The organism is Salinivibrio sp. KP-1 (genome assembly GCF_000968645.1).
In the GTDB taxonomy this organism is placed as follows: Bacteria; Pseudomonadota; Gammaproteobacteria; order Enterobacterales; family Vibrionaceae; genus Salinivibrio; species Salinivibrio siamensis.
Genome location: NZ_LAQR01000002.1, coordinates 271,230 through 292,291, shown reverse-complemented (window position 1 = coordinate 292,291; position 21,062 = coordinate 271,230). Strand labels below are relative to the sequence as shown.

Genomic DNA, 21,062 nt, shown 5'->3' with positions numbered 1-21,062 from the left:
CAATTACCAGCTTTCGGCCATGGGCACGTCTTTAAAATAAGCATTCAAAAAAGCTTCAAAGCTTTGTGTATCGCTTTCTTCGACCGCTTTTTGACGCGCGACGCTCTCTTTGGCTTCTTGTAAAAAGTCGGCATCACTGTGGATCTTGTAAGGCACATCCGCTAGCGCCGCTTTATGGTCACGGGCAAGGCTTAGCCCTAGGCCGCCGATACCGCCTTGCGCGATCACGTCTGCCAGAACACGACCAGATAGCGTGAATTCTGGGTTATCAAAACAGGCGATCATTTTATCACATACGGTTTCATAGCGATGGTCGTCGACCGCGCGATCCATGACTTTCGCTAACTGCTTAAGCTCCCCCATCACTTGTAACCCCCACTCTGCTTGCGTCAGGGTCTCGCCCTCACATCCTGTTGTTAGGGTTAATCCTGGTTTGCGGCCTTCGAGTACAATCTTGTTCCAATTGTCACGCCAGCAATTGAGTTCAGGGTCGGTCATCGGCTCAGAAGGCGATAACGCACACCAGGAGACAAAGAGATCAAGAAAATGGATCTGATCCTCTTCAATCCCCACCGGGCTGTATGGGTTGACGTCCAAAGAGCGCACCTCAATGTACTCGACACCGCCTCGCTCAAGCGCTTCGGTCGGCTTTTCACCGCTTTCGGCATTCCGTTTGGGGCGTATAGGCGCATAGAGCTCGTTTTCAATTTGCAGCACATTGGTGTTGAGCTGACGATACGTCTCGCCATCACGAATACCTAACTTGGCAAACGCCTGTGAGGGAGTACGAATCGCGCTTCTTAAACCTTCAAGGTATTGTTCTAGGGTGTTAAAACCAATTTTCAGATCCGCTTGTGCATTATTGGTATACCCTAAGTCACTCAAGCGCAGCGACGTCGCATAGGGTAAGTAACACGTACCTGACGGCATATGCTCAAAGGGCAACTGGCTTTGCGCATGCTTGATAAACGAGCCACATAACGCAGGTGACGCACCAAATAGATAAGGGATCATCCAACCATGGCGATAATAATTACGAATAAGATCAAAGTAACCTTGGGTGACTGACGCTTGGCTTACCGTGTCTGAGTGGTACAGATGCTGCCAAAATGTCTCAGGCAAAGAGATGTTAAAATGCACCCCTGAGATCACTTGCATCACACTGCCATAGCGATGCTTGAGCCCTTGGCGATACAAGGTCTTCATCCGCCCAATATTTGAGCTGCCGTATTGCGCTAAGGTGATATCGTCTTCGGATGCCACCACGCACGGCATTGACATAGGCCACAACTGTTCGTCGCTCATTTGCTGATAGGTAAAGCGATGGATATCCTGCAACTCATCCAGCATCCCTTTCACCGACGTGTTAACCGGCGTAATAAACTCCAACAGTGATTCAGCAAAATCCGTCGTGATCCAACGGTGTGTCAGCGCGGATCCAAGTGTCTCTGGATGCGCCGTTTGCGCTAAATGACCTGCTGGCGTAATGCGTAATGCCTCGCGCTCCAATCCGCGGCCAATCCCCTTTAATGCATCTGGGTTTTGCGCTAAACGCGCTAACCGTTGGGTAAAGTCAGTCAAAATGTATCTCTTATTTTTTTAAGCTGCGTGGCGGTCAATATAAACAAGCTATTACTCAAAAGCCATCACGCAGCGGAGTAAGTTTATCCAAATAGGCTTATCGGTAATCGAGCGCTAACGTGCGGACTGGCAAGCCAAGTTGACGTAAGCTATCACCAAGACGAGAGGCATCCCCGACCACAATAATTTGATAGTCGTTAGGATCAAACCAACGTGCCGCCTGGGCATTCAGCTGTTGCAATGAGATTGATTGCAATAAGGCTTTTTGTGCCTCTCGGTAGTTGTCGTCTAAATCAAAGGCTTCAATATGTGCTATCAAGCCTGCTTTTTCCCATGGCGTTTCATAACTCAGCGCATCACGCTGACCACTCGATTGACGCAGATAGGCCAATTCTTGTGCCGAAAAGCCATTTTCTTGTGCATGCGCCATCTCTTGCCATAGCGCTTTAATCGCATCGTGCGTCGCATCAGCACGTACATCGGTACTGACTTCTATGGTGCCTGTCTGTCGGCCTCCATAAACACCACTGTGCGCGCCATAGGTATAACCTTTATCTTGACGCAAGTTTTGATTCAGGCGCGCATTAAAATTGCCCCCTAAATTAAAGTTGGCCAAGCGGGTTTTAAACATCGGGCCGGTGGCATCGTATGGCATACCATGGCGCACCATACGAATACTGGTTTGTGGGGCTTGCGGTTTATCTACCAGCCAAATTTGTGCCTGGTCGTAGTCTTTCGGGACAGCACGCGCCACCTGAGCCGTAGGCTGCGTTTGCGCTTGCCACGGTGTGATCCGGTTGGCGAGATTGATCGCATGTTCACGAGAAAGGTCGCCCACCACAATCAGTTGGCTGCCTCGCAATACGTAGTGCTGGCGATAGAAGTGTTTAACATCGTCAAGTGTCATCGCTGCAATATCTTCCGCGACGCCGCCCTCTGGCGCACGGAAGGTGGCATCTTGATATAACAGCTGGTTTGTCGCTTGGCTGGCTAGCCAGCCTGCATCATCGGCGCGAGATGCCAGACCTTCCAACAACTGGGCTTTAACACGATCAAAATCTTCTTCTGCAAAGGTCGGCGCGCGCAAGGTTTTATTCACGAGTTTCAGGGTCTCACCCAGATGCTTTTTCAGTGATGTTACCGTGATTTGTGTATGGTAACTGTCCGCGTCGATATTGACTTGACTGCCCAGCTTGTCTAGGGCTCGAGTGAGCTCAGCGGCCGACATACCTGCTGCGCCCTCGGTCACCATGGTTGCCGTTAAGTTAGCGATACCTCGCTGATCGTTAGGCTCCATCAAGGTGCCGGCAGGTAAACGAAGCTGCAAGGTGACCGTGGGTGTCTCGCGACTCACTGTGCCTGCCAGATGCATCCCATTGTCCAAGTCGGCCCGATAAATGCGTGGCACATTAACCGTGACACTCCCATTAGGAGCCGGGATCTGGGTGCGATCGAAATTTTCTGGGGGTTCACGTCGTGCTAACGTGTCGTGCTGGTTTTGCGTCTGTGCCTGTTCATATTCTGGACGTTGATAGATAAAATTCGCGGGCGCAGCGACCAAGTCCGTCCGTCCAATAGGGACCACACTGGTGTTTACTGCGGGCTGATCTTTTATCCACTGCCGATAGCTTTCCATCACCTTGTCAGGGGTCACCGCATTCAGGCGTGAAAGGCGCTGATTCATACGGTTTGCATCACCGTAGAGCGTATAATCACTGGCCAGCTGTGAGACCTTACCGTCGACACTTTGTAGCGCAAAGATATTATCGGCTTCCACCATGGATTGGATTTGGTTGATATCCTCGTCACTGACGCCTTTTGCCTCAAACTGCGTCATGGTTTGCGCTAACAAGGTACGGATCTCAGCCAGAGATTGACCTTGGCGACCGACACCGTAGACCTCAAACGTACAAGCTAGCTCACCACACTGGTGCGATGCGCCTGCACTTAACAGCTGCCCCGTTTGTACCAGGGATTGATAAAGGACACTGTCACGCCCTTGCCCCAATACATTGGCCAGTACCCCCAGGCGCGTCGTGGTGTCCGTCTCAGGCACACTGGTAGGAAAGGTCATCACCAATACCGGTTGCGATACCTTATCTTCCAATGTCACAAAGCGAGAGCCGTCCAGCGTGACCGGTTGCGGTTTCGCCTCTGGTATTGATGGGCCTTGAGGAATATCACCAAAGTATTTTTTCACCCACGCTAAGGTTGTCTGAACATCAATGTCGCCACCAATGGTCAAGGTGGCATTATTCGGCCCATACCAGCGCAGGAAGAATTGCTTGAGATCGCCAACATCGACATGGTTAAGGTCCTCAACATAACCAATCACCGGCCATGAGTATGGGTGACCCTCAGGGTAGAGTGCTTGATTAATGGTCTCGTTAACGCGGCCATACGGGACATTGTCTATCCGAAATGCCCGTTCGTTTTTCACCGTGTCACGCTGCACTTCAAATTTGCGCTGAGAGACCGCACCGAGCAAAAAGCCCATGCGATCAGATTCAAGCCAAAGGACACGCTCAAGCTCGTTGGCCGGTACGGTCTGGTAATACTGGGTGGTGTCGCGATTGGTCGAGCCATTGTTATAGCCCCCCACCTCTTTAATACGTTTTCCGTGATCATCTACGTGCTCAGAGCCTTCAAACATCATATGTTCAAAAAAATGCGCAAAGCCTGATTTTCCCGGCTCTTCTCGGGCAGAGCCCACATGGTAACGTACATCAACGTTGACAAGAGGGTCGGAGTGCTCCTCATGCAACAACACCGTCAGTCCATTATCTAATTCAAATTGCTGATACGGGACTTGCGCACTCCCTGGCGGAGGCGCGACGGTTTTAATCCAAGTGACGCCCTCAGGTGTTTGGGTTGGGGCTGAGCCAGTCAAATGGCATCCAGACAACACAGATAGAAAGAAAAACGTGGCAAGCAATAAACGTGGCATATGATAGTTCCTAACCTGCTACCCAACGGATTGAGATGACAATCACTAGGTAGCGCGATGCTTTTGCAACAAAGATAATCAGCCAGCACCAAGATTGTCGAAGGCGCAGCCAACCGGCAACCACGCAAAGCGGATCACCAATAATCGGTACCCAGCTTAATAGCAAGGCAGCATAACCATAGCGTTGCAGCCCAGCAAGCGCTCGGCGGTGCCATGATTGATGCGGTTGATAATCAGGCAGCCAACGCCCGATGGCGTAATTGGTCATGCCACCGAGTGTGTTGCCTACCGTGGCAATCGCCACAACGATCCCATCCGCGAATGAGTGCTGAGTTAATAAATACACCAAGTTGGCCTCAGAGCCACCTGGCAATAAGGTCGCACCTAAAAAGCTGGTGGCAAACAGCGTTGCCAGCAGCGCCCAATCGTCCATTCGACCCCATGTATTATCATTGGTTCAGCGCGAACTCTCTACGACGCCACGGCCTCATCAACTCGACGAGAGCCGGAAGACGAAGCCCTGAGGTTAAGACGAAGGCATTTCCAACACACGTTTACCGCGAGTATGGCCTGCCTCGAGTGCGTAATGTGCCTGCGCGCCCTGCTCAAGCGGGTAGACCGCAGCGATATCGATCTTAAGTTCACCTTGGTCCAGCATATCGAGCAAGCGCTGGGTCTGCCAAGTATTTGGATCAACCAACATACCTGTCGCCTTCAGCCCTCGCTCGGCAGCGGCGGAGGTAATGGTATCGCGCGTATTGGTGGGGACTGTGACGATACGCCCACCTGTTTTTAGGCTTGCTAATGCATCAATGGCGGTGTCCCCTCCCACCAAATCAATCACCAGGTCAAATTCACCATTGGCGGTGGCCCAATGCGCTTGATGGTAATCGATGGGGGTCGCATCCAGTTGACGTAGAAATGCATGATTGTTTTCAGAGGCAGTGGCATAAACCTGCGCCCCGAGACGCACGGCCAACTGCACCGCAAGGTGCCCGACGCCGCCGGCGCCCGCTAAAATCAATACTTTTTCATCACGCACCAGTTTACCATGCTCAAGCGCTTGCCAAGCCGTCAGCCCAGCCAATGGCACTGCAGCGGCATCCACCATTGGCACACTTGGCGGTACTGTTGATAATAATCCGGCATCAGCGACCACATATTGGCTGTATCCCCCGCCTTCGGTCGGAAAGCCAATCATCCCAGCGACACGATCCCCGACATCAAACTTGCTTTCATTGGTGCCATTCGCCACCACAACACCTGCAACATCATAGCCAGGCACCCAAGGCAAATGATCGCGATTATGCTCAGCGGCCCAGCCGAGTCCGGCACGCGTTTTCACATCAATGGGGTTAACGCCTGCAGCCTTCACTTGAATCAGCACCTGTTCTTCAGAGGGAGAAGGAATCGAACTGTTGACCGGGGTAAGTACCTCTGGTGCGCCAAATTCAGTGATTGCAAGAGAGAGATTGTTCGACATATTGACTCCTTTCGCATGCCATTGTGCTTATGCTGGCGTATACAGTAATGGTATTTGCCTTAACGAAGAGATTAAGCACAGAGCCATTGCAAAGCGTAAACCTCTAGTCTTAACAAAAAAAGCGGCAGACTCAATGCCTACCGCTATTTTCTTTTTATCTGCTTGGTGTCAAATCACTGACGATTAGCCAACCAGCGCCAACAAAATACCGGCCGCCACCGCAGACCCCAGGACACCAGCCACATTTGGCCCCATCGCATGCATTAGTAAGAAGTTATGCGGGTTAGCATCCAATCCGACCTTGTTAACCACACGGGCGGCCATGGGAACCGCCGACACCCCAGCCGCACCAATCAATGGGTTGATAGGGTCGCGGCTAAAGCGATTAAGGAGTTTAGCCATCAGTACGCCTGTTCCCGTCCCGATGCTGAACGCGACTGCGCCCAATACCAAGATGCCAAGGGTTTCAAACTGGAGGAACTTGTCGGCTTCCAATTTGGAGCCCACAGCCAGACCGAGAAAAATGGTAACAATGTTGATCAGCTCATTCTGGGCAGTGCCCGATAAGCGATCCACCACGCCACACTCTCGCATCAAGTTACCGAGGCAGAACATACCAACCAGCGGCGTTGCCGAGGGCAAAAATAAGATGGTCATCATCAGTACCGCCAATGGAAACAGCACTTTCTCGGTTTTCGACACATGACGAAGTTGCTTCATCTCAATCTTGCGTTCACTTGCAGAGGTGAACAACTTCATGATCGGGGGCTGAATAATCGGTACCAATGCCATATAGCTGTACGCCGCCACGGCAATGGCCCCGAGCAAGTCCGGCGATAATCGACTGGCGAGGAAAATAGCCGTCGGCCCATCCGCACCACCAATTATCGCGATGGAAGCCGCATCTTGCAGGCTAAACGCCATGCCTGGCACCAAGTTAAGTAAAATGGCACCAAACAAAGTGGCAAAAATACCAAACTGTGCCGCCGCACCCAGCAACAAGGTGCGCGGGTTAGCAATCAGCGCGCCAAAATCGGTCATCGCCCCCACCCCCATAAAGATCAGGAGGGGGAACACGCCAGTATCAATCCCGACATGATAGACGTAGTAAAGCAGGCCGCCCGGCTCGTTAAAGCCCGCATTGGGAATATTCGCCAATATCGCCCCAAAACCGATAGGTAACAAAAGCAAGGGCTCAAAGCCGCGCCGAATCGCTAAAAAGAGTAATAGGCAGCCCACGGCAATCATTACAAGCTGTGGCCACTGGAAGTTTGCCAGTCCAGTTTCCGACCACAGGATCATTAATCCTTCCATGCTGCCCTCTTATCCTAAGTGCAATAACGGCATGCCAACGGTCACGGCATCGCCTTCTTTCACTTGTACATCTTGGACCGTGCCCGCATGGGCTGCCCGCACCTCGGTTTCCATCTTCATCGCTTCCAAAATGATTAGGACATCACCTTCCTGCACGTGCTCACCAGGGGTCACCATCACTTTAAAGATGTTGCCTGCCAAAGGTGCCGTTACCGGCTCAAGGTTGCTTGGTGCGGCTTGAGGGGCTGGCGCACTCGCCGACGCTGACACCTGACTCACTGGCTGAATGTCACCCAGCGCCCCATCTGGCCCTACATCTACCTGATAGACCTGGCCGTTAACACGCACACTATAGGTTTCCACGTCGCCACTGCCTGATGGCTGAGGAGCGGCGGACGCAGAGGCTGGCTCCCCGGTTGGTGCCGGTTCAAATGCTTCAGGGTTACCTCGGTTTTGTAAGAACTTCCATCCCACCTGCGGGAACAGGGCGTAAGTCAGCACATCATCAATGGTCTGCTCCGCCAAGGTGACATTCTCGGCCGCGGCTTTGTCGGTCAGTGTTTGGGTCAGGGCATCCATTTCCGGTGCCAGTTTATCGGCAGGACGACAAGTGATCGCCTCTTCGCCGTCTAACACGCGAGCCTGGAGGGTGGCATTAACCGGCGCGGGGGCTTTCCCATACTCCCCTTTCAAAAGGGCCGCCGTTTCTTTGGTAATGCTCTTGTAGCGCTCACCGGTTAGCACGTTAATGACCGACTGAGAGCCGACAATTTGCGAGGTCGGGGTGACTAAGGGGATATAGCCTAAATCTTCACGAACCCGAGGAATTTCCTCTAACACCTCGTCCATTTTGTCGGCCGCCCCCTGCTCTTTGAGCTGGCTCTCCATATTGGTCAGCATGCCACCGGGCACTTGTGCTATCAAAATACGTGAGTCGACCCCTTTGAGCTGCCCTTCAAATTGCGCGTACTTTTTGCGCACAGTACGGAAATAAGCCGCAATCGACTCTAGCTTGTTCAGATCAAGCTGCGTGTCACGCTCAGTGCCTTCGAGCATCGCCACCACAGTTTCCGTCGGCGTGTGTCCGTATGTCTGGCTCATGGAAGAAATGGCAGTATCGAGTACATCCAAGCCTGCTTCAACCGCCTTGACGGCCGTGGCCGTCGATAGCCCCGTCGTCGCGTGACAGTGCAAGGATAAGGGGATATCACAGGCTGCTTTGATGCGGCTTACAAGCTCGTGCGCTTCATAAGGTTTTAATAAACCAGACATGTCTTTAATACATAACGAGTGGCAGCCAAGATCTTCCAACTGTTTGGCCAAATCTGTCCAAGTGTCCATGGTGTGCACTGGACTGGTGGTGTAGGAGATCGTGCCTTGCGCATGCGCACCGACATCCACCGCCGCCCCCACTGCTGCTTGGAAGTTACGGACATCATTCATGGCATCAAAAATTCGGAACACATCCATGCCATTTGCATGTGCGCGCTCGACAAATTTGTGCACCACATCATCAGCGTAGTGGCGATAACCTAACAGGTTCTGACCACGTAGCAGCATCTGCATCGGGGTATTTGGCATCGCTTTTTTGAGCTCTCGCAAGCGTACCCAAGGATCTTCACCCAGATAGCGAATACAAGCATCAAAGGTCGCCCCACCCCAGGTTTCCAATGACCAAAAACCAATTTGATCCAGCTCGGCAGCAATTGGCAACATATCGTCCAAACGCAGACGTGTGGCAAACAACGACTGATGGGCATCGCGCAATACCACATCGGTAATAGCTAACGGCGTAGACATAACAAACTCCTTTTTTATATGTGCCTGACCACTCAACGGTGACGTTGGCGGTACTGCTGAACAGCCACAGTGATCGCGGCAATCACATCCGATGACGGCTGTGATGCGTCAGGTGCAGCTTGGGCTTTGGGCTGAGCGGCCGCGTTCGCCACGGCAGGTGGGATAGGGTCGCCAAAACGTTCCAGTTGGCGGACCAAAAAAATTAATATCGAGAGAAATACAAACACAACAACCATGCCAGTTAACATCAGCATCATTGCCTGTTCTAAAAGCGGGCCTAAATCCATGATTTTCTTCCTTGTCACGCTCACTCTTGCTTACATCGAAGCAGTGATTGCCCCGTTATTATCCATTTATCTTGGTGGCAAATTCATCATCGGCGTTCAAAATACTAACAATTCGCATAAATGACAATCTGACTATTGCGTTTTTGTTACCTCATAACGTCCGTTAATGGGCATTTTCACTCACTGATTAAAAAAGACGGATCAACGGGATGTTTATGCAAACTCACGGTCAGCAGGCGAGTAGCAACGGCGAGCGGCAGAGCGCTACTGTCGAGAAAAGCAATGCCAGCCTCACGACTGTAGCACTTATGGAAAAAGCGTTTTTCCGAAAGCGACCAAGATCGTTGAAAGCCGGGCACGACAAACATTCCGGGATGATAAACAGCAAGAAGGTAAACGTGTTGAAATAAGAGGACGTCACAGAAACGAGGATGAAGACGCGAAAACGGTCGGTTTTGCCCGATTGGCGACAAGTCATGCCGCGAGGCGATGTGCGAAGGGGAGCCAAAATGGCGCGTCCGGGAGGATTCGAACCTCCGACCGCCTGGTTCGTAGCCAGGTACTCTATCCAGCTGAGCTACGGACGCGCTGACGGATTGGCTAAGATTGAAGATGGCGCGCTCGGGAGGATTCGAACCTCCGACCGCCTGGTTCGTAGCCAGGTACTCTATCCAGCTGAGCTACGAGCGCGTGTCGTCAATCTTACGTTCATCATGAACAATCTTGCGGGTCTTCCGTGAAGAGATGGCGCGTCCGGGAGGATTCGAACCTCCGACCGCCTGGTTCGTAGCCAGGTACTCTATCCAGCTGAGCTACGGACGCACATCTTACTACAAGGCAGGCTTGTAAATCATGGCGGTGAGGGAGGGATTCGAACCCTCGATACGGCTACAAACCGTATACTCCCTTAGCAGGGGAGCGCCTTCAGCCACTCGGCCACCTCACCGCAAGTAGTGGCGCGTCCGGGAGGATTCGAACCTCCGACCGCCTGGTTCGTAGCCAGGTACTCTATCCAGCTGAGCTACGGACGCGCATCTATCTTGCTTGCAACAACATGGCGGTGAGGGAGGGATTCGAACCCTCGATACGGCTACAAACCGTATACTCCCTTAGCAGGGGAGCGCCTTCAGCCACTCGGCCACCTCACCGTCGCTGCGGGTGCACATATTACTTTGAGCCACATATATGTCAAACACTTTTCTGGCAAAAATCGTCTTGCCACCAACAAATGGACAATTATCACCCACAGCCCGATTTTATTGTTGGATTTATCGCCGTTTCATTCTGATTTTATGGGAAAAGCGGCGATAAAAAAGGCCGACCTGTGGTCGACCTCTTCTTGCCTTGTTAGTAGTCGCTCTGACCACCTGAAGGCGCGCCTTTTTCGGCCTGAATACGCATGTAGATCTCTTCACGATGAACCGAAACATCTTTCGGTGCATTCACACCAATACGGACTTGGTTACCTTTTACACCCAATACAGTGACAGTGACTTCATCACCAATCATCAAGGTTTCGCCCACACGGCGAGTTAAAATCAGCATGCTTCTACTCCTTGAGTATCAATCTTTTACTTATTCAATTAGTGTCTGAGCCAGATAACCCGCCAGCGTATCGGCCCGTTACCTGTGATCGTTGGATTCTTTCCCTGCTCATGATGCCAATACGGGCGCTTACTCGCGTCCGTATTCCACACTATGGCCGAATTATCACACCATATCCAGAAAAGGGCAGAGAAATTTACTGTTTTATCATCATGCCGTTAGCCGTGGAGGCGATTGACCTGAGATAACAGTGTAAGAGAAATCTGTGCTGCATTGGCCAGCGTGGCGACAAAATCTAACCAATATCACGTCTTACCGCTGACACAGCGCTTAAGGCGTTGCACTATACAGAATCAGAAAAAAAGTGCAATTATTAATCTAGATCACAAAAAAGGGTCGCAATACGCGACCCTCTTGACTTTTCAATAAAAACAAAAGTGTATTACAACTGCTCAGTGAGCCATGTCTCTGCTGAGGCTAGCGCGCTAGGCAGTGCACTCACATCACTGCCCCCCGCTTGCGCCATATCAGGACGACCACCGCCTTTGCCACCCACTTGTTGCGCGACAAGGTTGACCAGTTCACCCGCTTTTACCGTGCCGGTCAAATCCTTGGTGACACCCGCAATCAGGCCGACTTTGTCATTAGCCACATTGCCGAGCAGCACGATACCGCTACCCATTTGGTTTTTCAGATCATCAACCATACTACGTAGCGCTTTGTTATCCGCGCCATCAAGTTGGCTAATCAACACTTTTACCCCGTTTAGCTCACGGACTTGATTGATCAGCCCAGCACTTTCTTGTGCGGCCAATTTCTGCTTAAGCTGCTGAATTTGTTTTTCTAACGCTTTCGCTTTGCTCTGGGCATCGTCAAGCTTGGCTTCATAGTCCGCCTGTTGCTGATAAACGCTATCAATGGCCGCTTGCCCGGTAATGGCTTCAATACGACGCACACCGGCCGCGATACCCGCTTCCGAGACGATTTTAAACATCCCAATGTCACCTGTACGCGTCGCGTGTGTCCCGCCACACAGCTCGATAGAGAAGTCGCCCATGCTCAGTACGCGCACTTGGTCATCGTACTTCTCACCAAACAGTGCCATCGCCCCTTTTTGCTTGGCAGCTTCGATATCCATCACCTCAGTCTGCACGGGGCTATTTTCACGGATTTGCTGATTCACGATCCGCTCAACCGCTTTGAGTTCGTCAGCGGTGACAGGTTCAAGGTGTGAGAAGTCAAAACGCAAACCATCAGGCCGGACGAGCGAGCCTTTCTGCGCAATGTGCTCCCCCAGTACCTCACGCAGCGCGGCGTGCAGTAAGTGGGTGGCGGAGTGATTCATCGCTACCGCGTGACGACGCTCTGCATCGACGCGAGCGGTTGCTTGTGTCCCGACACTCAGTTGCCCTTCCGACAAGCTACCGTAATGCGCAATGGCTTGCCCCGCTTTTTGGGTATCCGTCACGGTAAATTGCCCTTGGTCTGTTTCTATCACCCCTGTATCACCACACTGGCCACCAGCCTCGGCGTAGAAAGGGGTGTGGTCAAGGATCACGACCGCTTTATCGCCTGATACCAGGCTATCAACGGTATCTCCGTCGACAAAAATCTCAGTGATCTGACCGGTGCCTTCTGTCCCTGTGTAACCACAAAAGTCCGAGCCATGCTCCACTTTTATCGCTTGGTTGTAGTCGGTGCCAAACTGCCCGGCTTCCCGCGCGCGCTGACGCTGGGCTGCCATCGCCGCTTCAAAGCCGGCTTCATCAATACGATAACCGCGCTCACGCGCAACATCGTTAGTTAAGTCTGCTGGGAAGCCGTATGTGTCATAGAGTTTGAAGACAGTTTCGCCATCCAACTCGTCACCCTTAACCTTGTCCAAAGCCTCTTCCAACATCAACATGCCACGCTCAAGCGTGCGGCCAAAGTTGTCTTCTTCAATCTTAAGGACTTTTTCCACCATGGTTTGCTGCGCACGCAAGTCTTCACCTGCCGTCCCCATGATGGTGGCGAGAGGACCAACCAACTTGTAGAAAAACGCGTCTTTGCTGCCGAGCTTGTTACCATGACGAACCGCGCGGCGAATAATACGGCGCAACACATAGCCCCGCCCTTCGTTCGATGGCATCACGCCATCAACAATCAAATACGCACAAGAGCGGATATGGTCTGCCACCACGCGCAAAGACTGGTTAGTCAGATCTTCAACCCCGATGATCTCCGCGACTTGCTTAATTAATTGCTGGAAAACATCAATTTCATAGTTGGAATGGACGCCCTGCTTGATGGCCGCAATCCGCTCAATCCCCATGCCGGTATCCACTGACGGCTTAGGTAGGTTCTCCATCGTACCGTCAGCTTGACGATTGAATTGCATAAAGACGATATTCCAGATCTCAATGAAGCGATCTCCGTCTTCTTCTGGCGTGCCTGGAGGACCGCCCCAGATATGCTCACCGTGATCATAAAAGATCTCACTGCATGGTCCGCATGGCCCAGTATCGCCCATTTGCCAAAAGTTGTCTGACTCGTAAGGCTTACCGCCTTCCTTATCACCAATACGCACAATGCGATCCGCAGGCACGCCAATTTGCTGGTGCCAAATATCGAACGCTTCGTCATCGGTTTTGTAAACAGTCACCAGTAGCTTTTCTTTTGGCAAGCCAATCGTTTCAGTCAAAAACGTCCACGCGTACTGAATCGCATCTTGCTTGAAGTAATCACCGAAGCTGAAATTGCCGAGCATTTCAAAGAAGGTATGATGGCGCGCGGTAAAACCGACGTTTTCAAGGTCGTTGTGTTTGCCGCCCGCCCGCACACAACGCTGTGCTGACGTTGCACGCGTGTAGTCACGCTTTTCAACCCCTAAAAAGGTGTCTTTAAACTGGTTCATTCCTGCGTTGGTAAACAAAAGCGTTGGGTCATCGGCAGGCACGAGCGACGAGCTAGGCACAATCTGGTGCCCTTTGCTTTCAAAGAACTTGAGAAACGCTGTACGGATCTCATCAGTGCTCATATACATTGGCTAATCCTGATAATCGAATATTGCGTTAGCAACCAGATATGGTCGTGACGCGATGGAAGCATGGTTTTATTTACGCCATTGTAAACAACCGATCGCGTGCGGAAAAGAGACAGAGTGGGATTGGTTTAGAAATGCGTGTCCGGATCGTCGTGACTGAGTGCGTATTGGATTTGATCAAAGTTAAAGCCACGTGACTGTAAAAAGCGCATGCGTTTGGCTTTTTCCTTTTGCTCGGCAGGCGGAAGGCGACCATCGAGATAGGCATATTTACGCTCTGCGGTCTCTCTGGCTAGCGCATACCAGTCAACCTCCTGCTCCTGTTCGGCGCGTGATAATAACTCAGTGTCGATACCTTTTCGCTTGGCGTCTTGGCAAATACGTAACCAGCCATGGTGTTTACTTACACCTTGGCGCAACAAGCTGGCCGCAAAGCGGGCATCATCCAACCACCCACGCGCCAGACACTGCTCCAGTGTGATGTCGATGGTGTCTTGGTCAAAGCCGCGTTGCGACAGTTTTTGCTGCAGTTCGTGAACAGAGTGGTCACGGCGGGCCAATAAACCCACCGCGACCTCTTGGCACGACGCGGCCATTACAGTTGGTCGTCCTCGGTTTCTGCTTCCGCGTTCGCGTCGACCGCTTCGTTATTTAGTGCGGTTTGCAGTAGCATCTCACGCAAGGTGGTGTCGATTTCTTCAGCGACGTGCGGGTTTTCTTTTAGGTATTTGCATGCGTTTGCTTTGCCCTGGCCAATTTTATCGCCTTTATAGCTATACCAAGCACCGGCTTTTTCTACCAGCTTGTGTTTTACGCCCAAGTCCACTAATTCACCTTGCAAGTTAATGCCTTGGCCGTAAAGGATTTGGAACTCAGCTTGTTTGAAGGGTGCAGCGACTTTGTTTTTTACTACTTTGACGCGGGTTTCGTTCCCCACCACTTCGTCACCTTCTTTAATCGCACCAATGCGGCGAATATCCAGGCGAACCGAGGCGTAGAATTTTAACGCGTTACCCCCAGTCGTGGTTTCTGGGTTACCAAACATCACACCAATTTTCATGCGAATTTGGTTGATGAATACCATCATAGTATTGCTGTTTTTGATGTTGGCTGTGAGCTTACGCATCGCTTGTGACAACATACGCGCTTGCAGACCCATGTGTGAGTCGCCCATCTCGCCTTCAATCTCAGCTTTAGGTGTCAATGCCGCTACCGAGTCAATGACGATCATATCGACAGCGCCCGAGCGTGTCAGTGCATCAGCGATTTCCAACGCTTGCTCACCGGTATCTGGCTGAGAGACCAAAAGGTTATCGATATCCACACCCAGCTTGCGCGCATAAATAGGGTCAAGGGCATGCTCAGCGTCGATAAAGGCACAGGTCTTACCCATTTTTTGTGCTTCGGCAATCGCTTCTAGCGTCAGCGTCGTTTTACCTGATGACTCTGGGCCATAGATTTCGATAATACGACCAAAAGGCAGGCCACCTGCACCTAGGGCGATATCGAGAGACAAAGAGCCGGTCGATACGGTTTCGATGTCCATAGTGCGGTCATCACCCAGACGCATGATTGAGCCTTTGCCAAATTGCTTTTCGATTTGTCCGAGTGCGGCTGCGAGCGCCTTTTCTTTGTTATCGTCCATTTCAGTCTCCAGGAAATAAAACGCTATCGCTATGCGATGAAAGCTATCAGTAATTGGGGCTAAGTATACTGTCCATTTATACAGTGTCTAGCCCTGTATAGAAAAAATCTTTGTGATGCGACACGCCTCCAGTTACGGAGACAAGCGCATGAGAGCATGTGACAACGCGTGCACGACCGTTTGTTCACGGACCGCGCGCCTATCACCCTCAAAATGACACACTTCAGTGTCGGTTTCGCCGCCATGCCAAGCCCATGCGAACCACACGGTGCCAACAGGTTTATCCGCACTGCCACCACTCGGGCCGGCGACACCGCTAACGGCAATCGCCAAGTCAGCGGCAGCCTCATTAAGTGCGCCCTCTGCCATGGCCGTTACCACAGGCTCACTGACCGCGCCGTATTGGGTCAATAAATCGTCTGGCACATGCACCTGTTGATGCTTAGCCTGGTTGCTATAGGTGACCCAAGCTTGCTGAAACCACTGCGAGCTACCCGGCACGTCCGTCAAGCAGTAAGCAATACCGCCACCGGTGCAAGACTCTGCGGTGGTCACCGTTAAGCCCGCATCCAATAAGGCGTCGCCGAGTTGCTTTGCTAGCGAGAATAACTGTTCCACCATTCACTCCTTTTGTTTAGGGTGAAGAAACCGGTACCGCAACTTTACCCTTTGCCGTACGATCACGTATTCTACCTACCCTTTTCAATGTTCCATTTTGCAGGTCTAGTCGTGACAGTACAAGCGCTCGAAAAGCACACCCCTATGATGCAACAGTACCTCAAACTCAAGGCGCAGCACCCTGAAGAACTGCTGTTCTATCGCATGGGGGATTTTTACGAACTCTTTTACGACGATGCCAAACGTGCCTCTCAGCTTTTGGATATCTCGCTGACTAAGCGCGGCAGCTCAGGCGGTGAACCGATCCCCATGGCGGGTGTGCCCTTTCATGCCGTAGAGGGGTATTTAGCCAAGCTGGTGCAGCTGGGAGAGCCGGTGGCGATTTGTGAACAGATAGGTGACCCCGCCACGAGTAAAGGCCCGGTTGAGCGCCAGGTGGTGCGAATCGTCACCCCCGGTACGGTATCGGATGAAGCGCTGCTTAGCGAGCGGGTTGATAACTTGGTCGCCGCACTGACCTGTCATAACGACCAATTTGGTTTTGCCACCCTAGATATCACATCAGGGCGCTTCGTGCTGACTGAACCTGCCACCTACGAGCAAATGCAAGCGGAGCTGCAACGCACGCAACCGGCAGAGCTGCTTTACCCCGAAGACTTTCCCTACCCTGATTTACTTGCGGTGAGCCGCGGCGCAAGGCGTCGCCCCATTTGGGAGTTCGATCTCGACACTGCTCGCAGTCAACTGACCGGTCAATTTGGCACGCGCGATTTAGTCGGTTTTGGCGTGGAAGACTGTACGCTGGGGCTCTGTGCCGCTGGCTGTGTGTTGCAGTACGCCAAAGAAACCCAACGCACCGCGCTCCCCCATATTCGTGCCATCATCAAAGATCAGCAAGACACCGCTGTGGTGTTAGACGCTGCCACACGGCGTAATTTAGAGATCACCCAAAACCTCGCTGGCGGCACCGACAATACGCTGGCTGACGTTTTGGATCGGACGACGACGCCGATGGGCAGTCGCTTACTGAAGCGCTGGCTCCATCAACCTCTACGCGATAGCCATGTACTCAACCAACGTTTGGATGCAATCGGGACATTGCTTGATAGTGGCCTACACTCGGAATTAAGTGCAGCACTCAAACCTGTCGGCGACATTGAACGTGTACTGGCTCGCTTGGCAATGCGATCCGCCCGTCCGCGTGATATGGCAAGGCTGCGCACCGCATTAGCACAGCTGCCCGAGGTACAGACACTGCTCACCGAGCTGGATCACGGTGCGTTTTCCGATTACCTCACTGCCACCACACCGATGCCAGAGTTGCAAGATTTGCTCACCCGTGCAGTGGTCGATAACCCGCCGGTGGTGATCCGTGATGGCGGCGTGATTGCGCCAGGTTACAACGCGGAACTGGATGAATGGCGCGACTTATCGGAAGGCGCATCACGCTACTTAGAAGAACTAGAAACCCGCGAGCGCGAGCAATATGGCATCGATACCCTGAAGGTGGGTTATAACCAAGTCCATGGCTTTTACATCCAAATCAGCCGCGCGCAAAGCGATCGGGTGCCGACACACTATGTCCGCCGCCAAACGCTTAAAAATGCAGAGCGTTACATTATCCCAGAATTAAAAGAGCACGAAGATAAAGTCTTAAGCTCTCGCTCTAATGCGTTAGCGTTAGAGAAGCGTTTGTGGGAAGAGTTGTTTGATTTGTTACTACCACACTTGGCCCAGCTGCAACATGCCTCTGAAGCGCTCTCTGGGCTCGATGTACTATGTAACCTCGCCGAGCGAGCAGATACACTCAATTATCATCGCCCCACCCTTAGCGACAAACCGGGGATCAATATTGAAGCCGGTCGCCATCCTGTGGTTGAACAAGTGATGACTGATCCTTTTATTCCCAACCCCATCGCCTTAAGTCCTGAGCGCCGAATGTTGATCATTACCGGTCCTAATATGGGAGGTAAATCCACTTATATGCGCCAAACCGCGTTGATCACCTTGCTGAGTCATATTGGTGCTTATGTGCCCGCCGATCGTGCAACCATTGGACCCGTCGATCGCATTTTCACTCGTATTGGTGCCTCTGATGATCTCGCTTCCGGCCGCTCCACATTTATGGTGGAAATGACAGAAACCGCCAATATTCTCCACAATGCAACTGCTAACAGCTTGGTGTTGATGGACGAGATTGGCCGCGGTACCAGCACCTACGATGGCTTATCTTTGGCGTGGGCCAGCGCGGAATGGTTGGCAGAGAAAATCCAAGCAATGACCTTGTTTGCCACCCATTATTTCGAACTCACTGAACTGCCAGGGCAAATGGAAGGCTTGGTGAATGTGCATCTTGATGCCATGGAGCATGGCGATGACATTGCGTTTATGCACGCGGTTCAGGAAGGGGCAGCCAGTAAGTCTTATGGTCTGGCCGTGGCGAGCCTCGCTGGCGTTCCCAAGCCGGTGATTCGGCGCGCCAAGCATAAACTGGCACAACTAGAGCAAAGCGGCCAACATACCATTAATGCTGAACAAACGGTCGGTGATCCTGCCCCCGCTCAGCTCGCCTTACTGCCTGAACCCAGCGAACTGGATAACGCAGTCGATGCGTTAAACCCTGATGAGATGACCCCGCGGCAAGCCTTAGACGCCCTCTATGCCCTCAAGGCGTTACAGCAATCTCGCTAATCAGCCGCGCCGTCATCTTGCGAACCATCATGACCGCCAATAAAAAGGGACAGCTATCGCTGTCCCTTCATTTGCGTCTATGATTGTCAGTCTCGCGCTATGACTGATGCGAGATTGACAGCGCGTTTATTGCTCAACATTAAAGAGCGATTCAATGCTCAGTCCTTGATGCGTCAGCATGTCGCGTAAGCGGCGTAGCCCTTCCACCTGGATTTGACGTACTCGCTCGCGAGTCAAACCAATCTCACGCCCCACATCTTCCAACGTTGACGCTTCGTGACCCAAAAGTCCGAAACGACGTGATAACACTTCTCGCTGCTTAGGGTTAAGCTCTTGTAGCCACTGCACAATCGACTTTTTCATGTCATCGTCTTGTGTGGTGTACTCTGGGCCGTCTTGCTTCTCATCTGGAATGATGTCTAGCAAGGCTTTTTCTGAATCGCCGCCAATTGGGTTATCCACAGAGCCAATACGCTCGTTAAGACGAAGCATCCGGTTCACGTCTTCCACTGGCTTATCAAGCTGCGCCGCGATGTCTTCAGCGGTCGGTTCATGGTCAAGCTTTTGCGCCAGCTCGCGCGCCGTGCGCAGATACACATTCAGCTCTTTCACCACGTGAATAGGCAGGCGAATGGTACGCGTTTGGTTCATGATGGCACGTTCAATGGTTTGACGAATCCACCAAGTTGCATAGGTTGAAAAGCGGAAGCCGCGTTCAGGGTCAAACTTCTCCACCGCACGGATCAAGCCGAGGTTTCCTTCTTCGACCAAATCGAGCAGCGCTAAACCACGGTTAGAATAGCGACGTGAGATTTTCACCACCAAGCGAAGATTACTCTCAATCATACGCTTGCGAGCAACCTCGTCACCGCGCAGCGCTCGACGTGCGTAGAGCACCTCTTCTTCAGCGGTAAGCAGCGGTGAAAAGCCAATTTCGCTGAGGTAGAGTTGGGTGGCATCAGAGGCCTTTGAAGTGGCCGCTTGTTGCTGTACTGCCTCTTCGACTTCTTCGAGCACCTCGTCAGCTTGTGCTTCCACAGTGTCGAATTCAACGTCTTGGTTCAAGCCGTCCAGTTTCTTTGCGGTATTTGTTTGGCTCATAGCGCCTCCCTTATGACGTAGCAGCTAAGCAGAACGCATTTCTGCTTATACCGGCCCCGTCACATTGGTGGCTGCGGCGATATCACCTTGGTTACCCTGTGCTACCGCTTTGGCAGATAATGTAACGGATTGACCGATTTTCCTTTGTAGCGAATTTCAAAATGCAACCGAACACTGTTTGCACCAGAACTGCCCATGGAAGCTATTTTCTGCCCCTTTTTGACAGCTTGGCCTTCTGAAACGTAAAAACTATCGTTATGCGCATAGGCGCTTAGATAATCATCATTGTGTTTCACTATTATTAATTTACCGTAACCCCGAAGCGCACTGCCGGCGTACACGACTTTTCCATCTGCCGCTGCCTGAATGCCCTGTCCTCGTTGTCCAGCAATATCTATGCCCTTATTGCCTCGCTCTGTGCTAGAAAATCGGGACACCATCCGGCCTCTGGTTGGCCATTGCCAGCTTATCTGTTGGTTAGATGGGCTGGCGGTCCGCTTGTTAACAGCCTGTTTACTTTTTTCTTTCGTTTGACTGTACCTCGACGATGACCCCGATTCAACGCCTTTTGTGCGTTTAGTCGCGGTTTTAGACTTCTTTTTTTCCTCGAATTTGCTAGGGTTGGCGCTTTTTCTAGAAGATGCTGCTGCCACGCTCGCGCTTGCAGCTGACGTTGTGGCAGAGGCCACATTTGTCGCGCCTGATGTGGATTGGGCCACGTCAGGGCGTTGGTAGGCGGGCTTCCACAAAGCCAGTGTCTGCCCGGGATAAATGGTATAGGGAGGCTGTAGATTGTTGTGTTCGATGATGTCGTCGATATCACGATCCGTGATATAAGCGATATAGTAGAGGGTATCGCCTTTCTTCACTTCGTAATAACTGCCGCGATAGCTGCCTCTATCAACGCTGGTATAGTCTGGTGTCACGCTGGATACCGGTGCCGGCCCTCGCCAGGAACAACCAGATATAACCACTAACAGTGACAGAAAAAGCGCGATTTTCATCTGTTTTTAAACACAGCTCCA

At 52.0% G+C, this 21,062-nt stretch carries 15 protein-coding genes and 6 tRNA genes; 1 reads left to right on the top strand and 20 read right to left on the bottom strand.

Annotated features, from left to right (window positions below; translation table 11 throughout):
- Positions 1-3 precede the first annotated feature (3 nt).
- From gshA to WN56_RS05725, 18 genes are all read right to left on the bottom strand, one after another.
- Positions 4-1,581, bottom strand: a complete 1,578-nt coding sequence (gene gshA / locus WN56_RS05815) for a glutamate--cysteine ligase (RefSeq protein ID WP_046074115.1) — start codon at positions 1,579-1,581, stop codon at positions 4-6.
- A gap of 97 nt (positions 1,582-1,678) precedes the next feature.
- Positions 1,679-4,528 carry a pitrilysin family protein gene (locus WN56_RS05810; protein ID WP_046074114.1) on the bottom strand — a complete coding sequence of 950 codons (2,850 nt, stop codon included), beginning with the start codon at positions 4,526-4,528 and terminating at the stop codon, positions 1,679-1,681.
- Positions 4,529-4,538: 10 nt separating this feature from the next.
- Entirely contained in the window at positions 4,539-4,961 is a 423-nt protein-coding gene (locus WN56_RS05805) for a YqaA family protein (protein ID WP_046074113.1), read from the bottom strand.
- Between the two features lie 93 nt (positions 4,962-5,054).
- The gene (locus WN56_RS05800) at positions 5,055-6,011 is read right to left on the bottom strand and encodes an NADP-dependent oxidoreductase (RefSeq protein WP_046074112.1); all 957 of its coding nucleotides are present in this window, start codon (positions 6,009-6,011) and stop codon (positions 5,055-5,057) included.
- 183 nt (positions 6,012-6,194) lie between these two features.
- Entirely contained in the window at positions 6,195-7,325 is a 1,131-nt protein-coding gene (locus WN56_RS05795; RefSeq protein ID WP_046074111.1) for a sodium ion-translocating decarboxylase subunit beta, read from the bottom strand.
- 9 nt (positions 7,326-7,334) lie between these two features.
- Positions 7,335-9,125: a sodium-extruding oxaloacetate decarboxylase subunit alpha gene (gene oadA / locus WN56_RS05790; RefSeq protein ID WP_046074110.1), complete on the bottom strand. Its 1,791-nt coding sequence runs from the start codon at positions 9,123-9,125 to the stop codon at positions 7,335-7,337.
- Between the two features lie 32 nt (positions 9,126-9,157).
- Positions 9,158-9,412 (bottom strand): OadG family transporter subunit, encoded by a 255-nt coding sequence (locus WN56_RS05785; RefSeq protein ID WP_046074109.1) that lies wholly within the window; start codon positions 9,410-9,412, stop codon positions 9,158-9,160.
- 510 nt (positions 9,413-9,922) lie between these two features.
- Positions 9,923-9,999: transfer RNA gene (locus tag WN56_RS05775), tRNA-Arg, on the bottom strand.
- 26 nt (positions 10,000-10,025) lie between these two features.
- Positions 10,026-10,102 (bottom strand) — tRNA-Arg (locus WN56_RS05770).
- Between the two features lie 55 nt (positions 10,103-10,157).
- Positions 10,158-10,234 (bottom strand) — tRNA-Arg (locus tag WN56_RS05765).
- A 31-nt stretch (positions 10,235-10,265) separates the two neighbouring features.
- A tRNA-Ser gene (locus WN56_RS05760) sits at positions 10,266-10,358 on the bottom strand.
- 8 nt (positions 10,359-10,366) lie between these two features.
- Positions 10,367-10,443: transfer RNA gene (locus WN56_RS05755), tRNA-Arg, on the bottom strand.
- A 24-nt stretch (positions 10,444-10,467) separates the two neighbouring features.
- A tRNA-Ser gene (locus WN56_RS05750) sits at positions 10,468-10,560 on the bottom strand.
- A 199-nt stretch (positions 10,561-10,759) separates the two neighbouring features.
- Positions 10,760-10,957 carry a carbon storage regulator CsrA gene (gene csrA / locus WN56_RS05745; RefSeq protein ID WP_046074107.1) on the bottom strand — a complete coding sequence of 66 codons (198 nt, stop codon included), beginning with the start codon at positions 10,955-10,957 and terminating at the stop codon, positions 10,760-10,762.
- Between the two features lie 442 nt (positions 10,958-11,399).
- On the bottom strand, positions 11,400-13,982 hold the full coding sequence (gene alaS, locus WN56_RS05740; protein WP_046074106.1) for an alanine--tRNA ligase: 2,583 nt from the start codon (positions 13,980-13,982) through the stop codon (positions 11,400-11,402).
- 128 nt (positions 13,983-14,110) lie between these two features.
- Positions 14,111-14,578 (bottom strand): regulatory protein RecX, encoded by a 468-nt coding sequence (locus WN56_RS05735; protein ID WP_231637412.1) that lies wholly within the window; start codon positions 14,576-14,578, stop codon positions 14,111-14,113.
- Positions 14,578-15,627, bottom strand: a complete 1,050-nt coding sequence (gene recA, locus WN56_RS05730) for a recombinase RecA (RefSeq protein ID WP_046074105.1) — start codon at positions 15,625-15,627, stop codon at positions 14,578-14,580. The genes WN56_RS05735 and recA overlap by 1 nt, the downstream gene beginning before the upstream one ends.
- A 132-nt stretch (positions 15,628-15,759) precedes the next feature.
- Positions 15,760-16,245 carry a CinA family protein gene (locus WN56_RS05725; RefSeq protein ID WP_046074216.1) on the bottom strand — a complete coding sequence of 162 codons (486 nt, stop codon included), beginning with the start codon at positions 16,243-16,245 and terminating at the stop codon, positions 15,760-15,762.
- Positions 16,246-16,389: 144 nt separating this feature from the next.
- On the opposite strand from WN56_RS05725, the gene mutS reads away from it, so the two are divergent.
- Positions 16,390-18,936, top strand: coding sequence for a DNA mismatch repair protein MutS (mutS, locus tag WN56_RS05720; RefSeq protein ID WP_197075739.1), 2,547 nt, complete (start codon positions 16,390-16,392; stop codon positions 18,934-18,936).
- A gap of 126 nt (positions 18,937-19,062) precedes the next feature.
- Here the strand turns inward: mutS and rpoS are convergent, their stop codons facing one another.
- Together rpoS and WN56_RS05710 are read right to left on the bottom strand one after the other, a co-directional pair.
- Positions 19,063-20,037: an RNA polymerase sigma factor RpoS gene (gene rpoS / locus WN56_RS05715; protein WP_046074104.1), complete on the bottom strand. Its 975-nt coding sequence runs from the start codon at positions 20,035-20,037 to the stop codon at positions 19,063-19,065.
- A 101-nt stretch (positions 20,038-20,138) separates the two neighbouring features.
- A complete protein-coding gene (locus WN56_RS05710) occupies positions 20,139-21,041 on the bottom strand; it encodes a peptidoglycan DD-metalloendopeptidase family protein (protein ID WP_046074103.1) in 903 nt (300 codons plus the stop codon).
- Between the last annotated feature and the right edge of the window lie 21 nt (positions 21,042-21,062).

Coding starts and splice junctions, on each gene's coding strand:
- WN56_RS05785 (WP_046074109.1), bottom strand. CDS start 9,412: ATGGATTTAGGCCCGCTTTTAGAACAGGCAATGATGCTGATGTTAACT.
- WN56_RS05805 (WP_046074113.1), bottom strand. CDS start 4,961: ATGGACGATTGGGCGCTGCTGGCAACGCTGTTTGCCACCAGCTTTTTA.
- recA (WP_046074105.1), bottom strand. CDS start 15,627: ATGGACGATAACAAAGAAAAGGCGCTCGCAGCCGCACTCGGACAAATC.
- WN56_RS05810 (WP_046074114.1), bottom strand. CDS start 4,528: ATGCCACGTTTATTGCTTGCCACGTTTTTCTTTCTATCTGTGTTGTCT.
- csrA (WP_046074107.1), bottom strand. CDS start 10,957: ATGCTGATTTTAACTCGCCGTGTGGGCGAAACCTTGATGATTGGTGAT.
- WN56_RS05795 (WP_046074111.1), bottom strand. CDS start 7,325: ATGGAAGGATTAATGATCCTGTGGTCGGAAACTGGACTGGCAAACTTC.
- mutS (WP_197075739.1), top strand. CDS start 16,390: ATGATGCAACAGTACCTCAAACTCAAGGCGCAGCACCCTGAAGAACTG.
- WN56_RS05735 (WP_231637412.1), bottom strand. CDS start 14,578: ATGGCCGCGTCGTGCCAAGAGGTCGCGGTGGGTTTATTGGCCCGCCGT.
- WN56_RS05800 (WP_046074112.1), bottom strand. CDS start 6,011: ATGTCGAACAATCTCTCTCTTGCAATCACTGAATTTGGCGCACCAGAG.
- oadA (WP_046074110.1), bottom strand. CDS start 9,125: ATGTCTACGCCGTTAGCTATTACCGATGTGGTATTGCGCGATGCCCAT.
- alaS (WP_046074106.1), bottom strand. CDS start 13,982: ATGTATATGAGCACTGATGAGATCCGTACAGCGTTTCTCAAGTTCTTT.
- WN56_RS05710 (WP_046074103.1), bottom strand. CDS start 21,041: ATGAAAATCGCGCTTTTTCTGTCACTGTTAGTGGTTATATCTGGTTGT.
- rpoS (WP_046074104.1), bottom strand. CDS start 20,037: ATGAGCCAAACAAATACCGCAAAGAAACTGGACGGCTTGAACCAAGAC.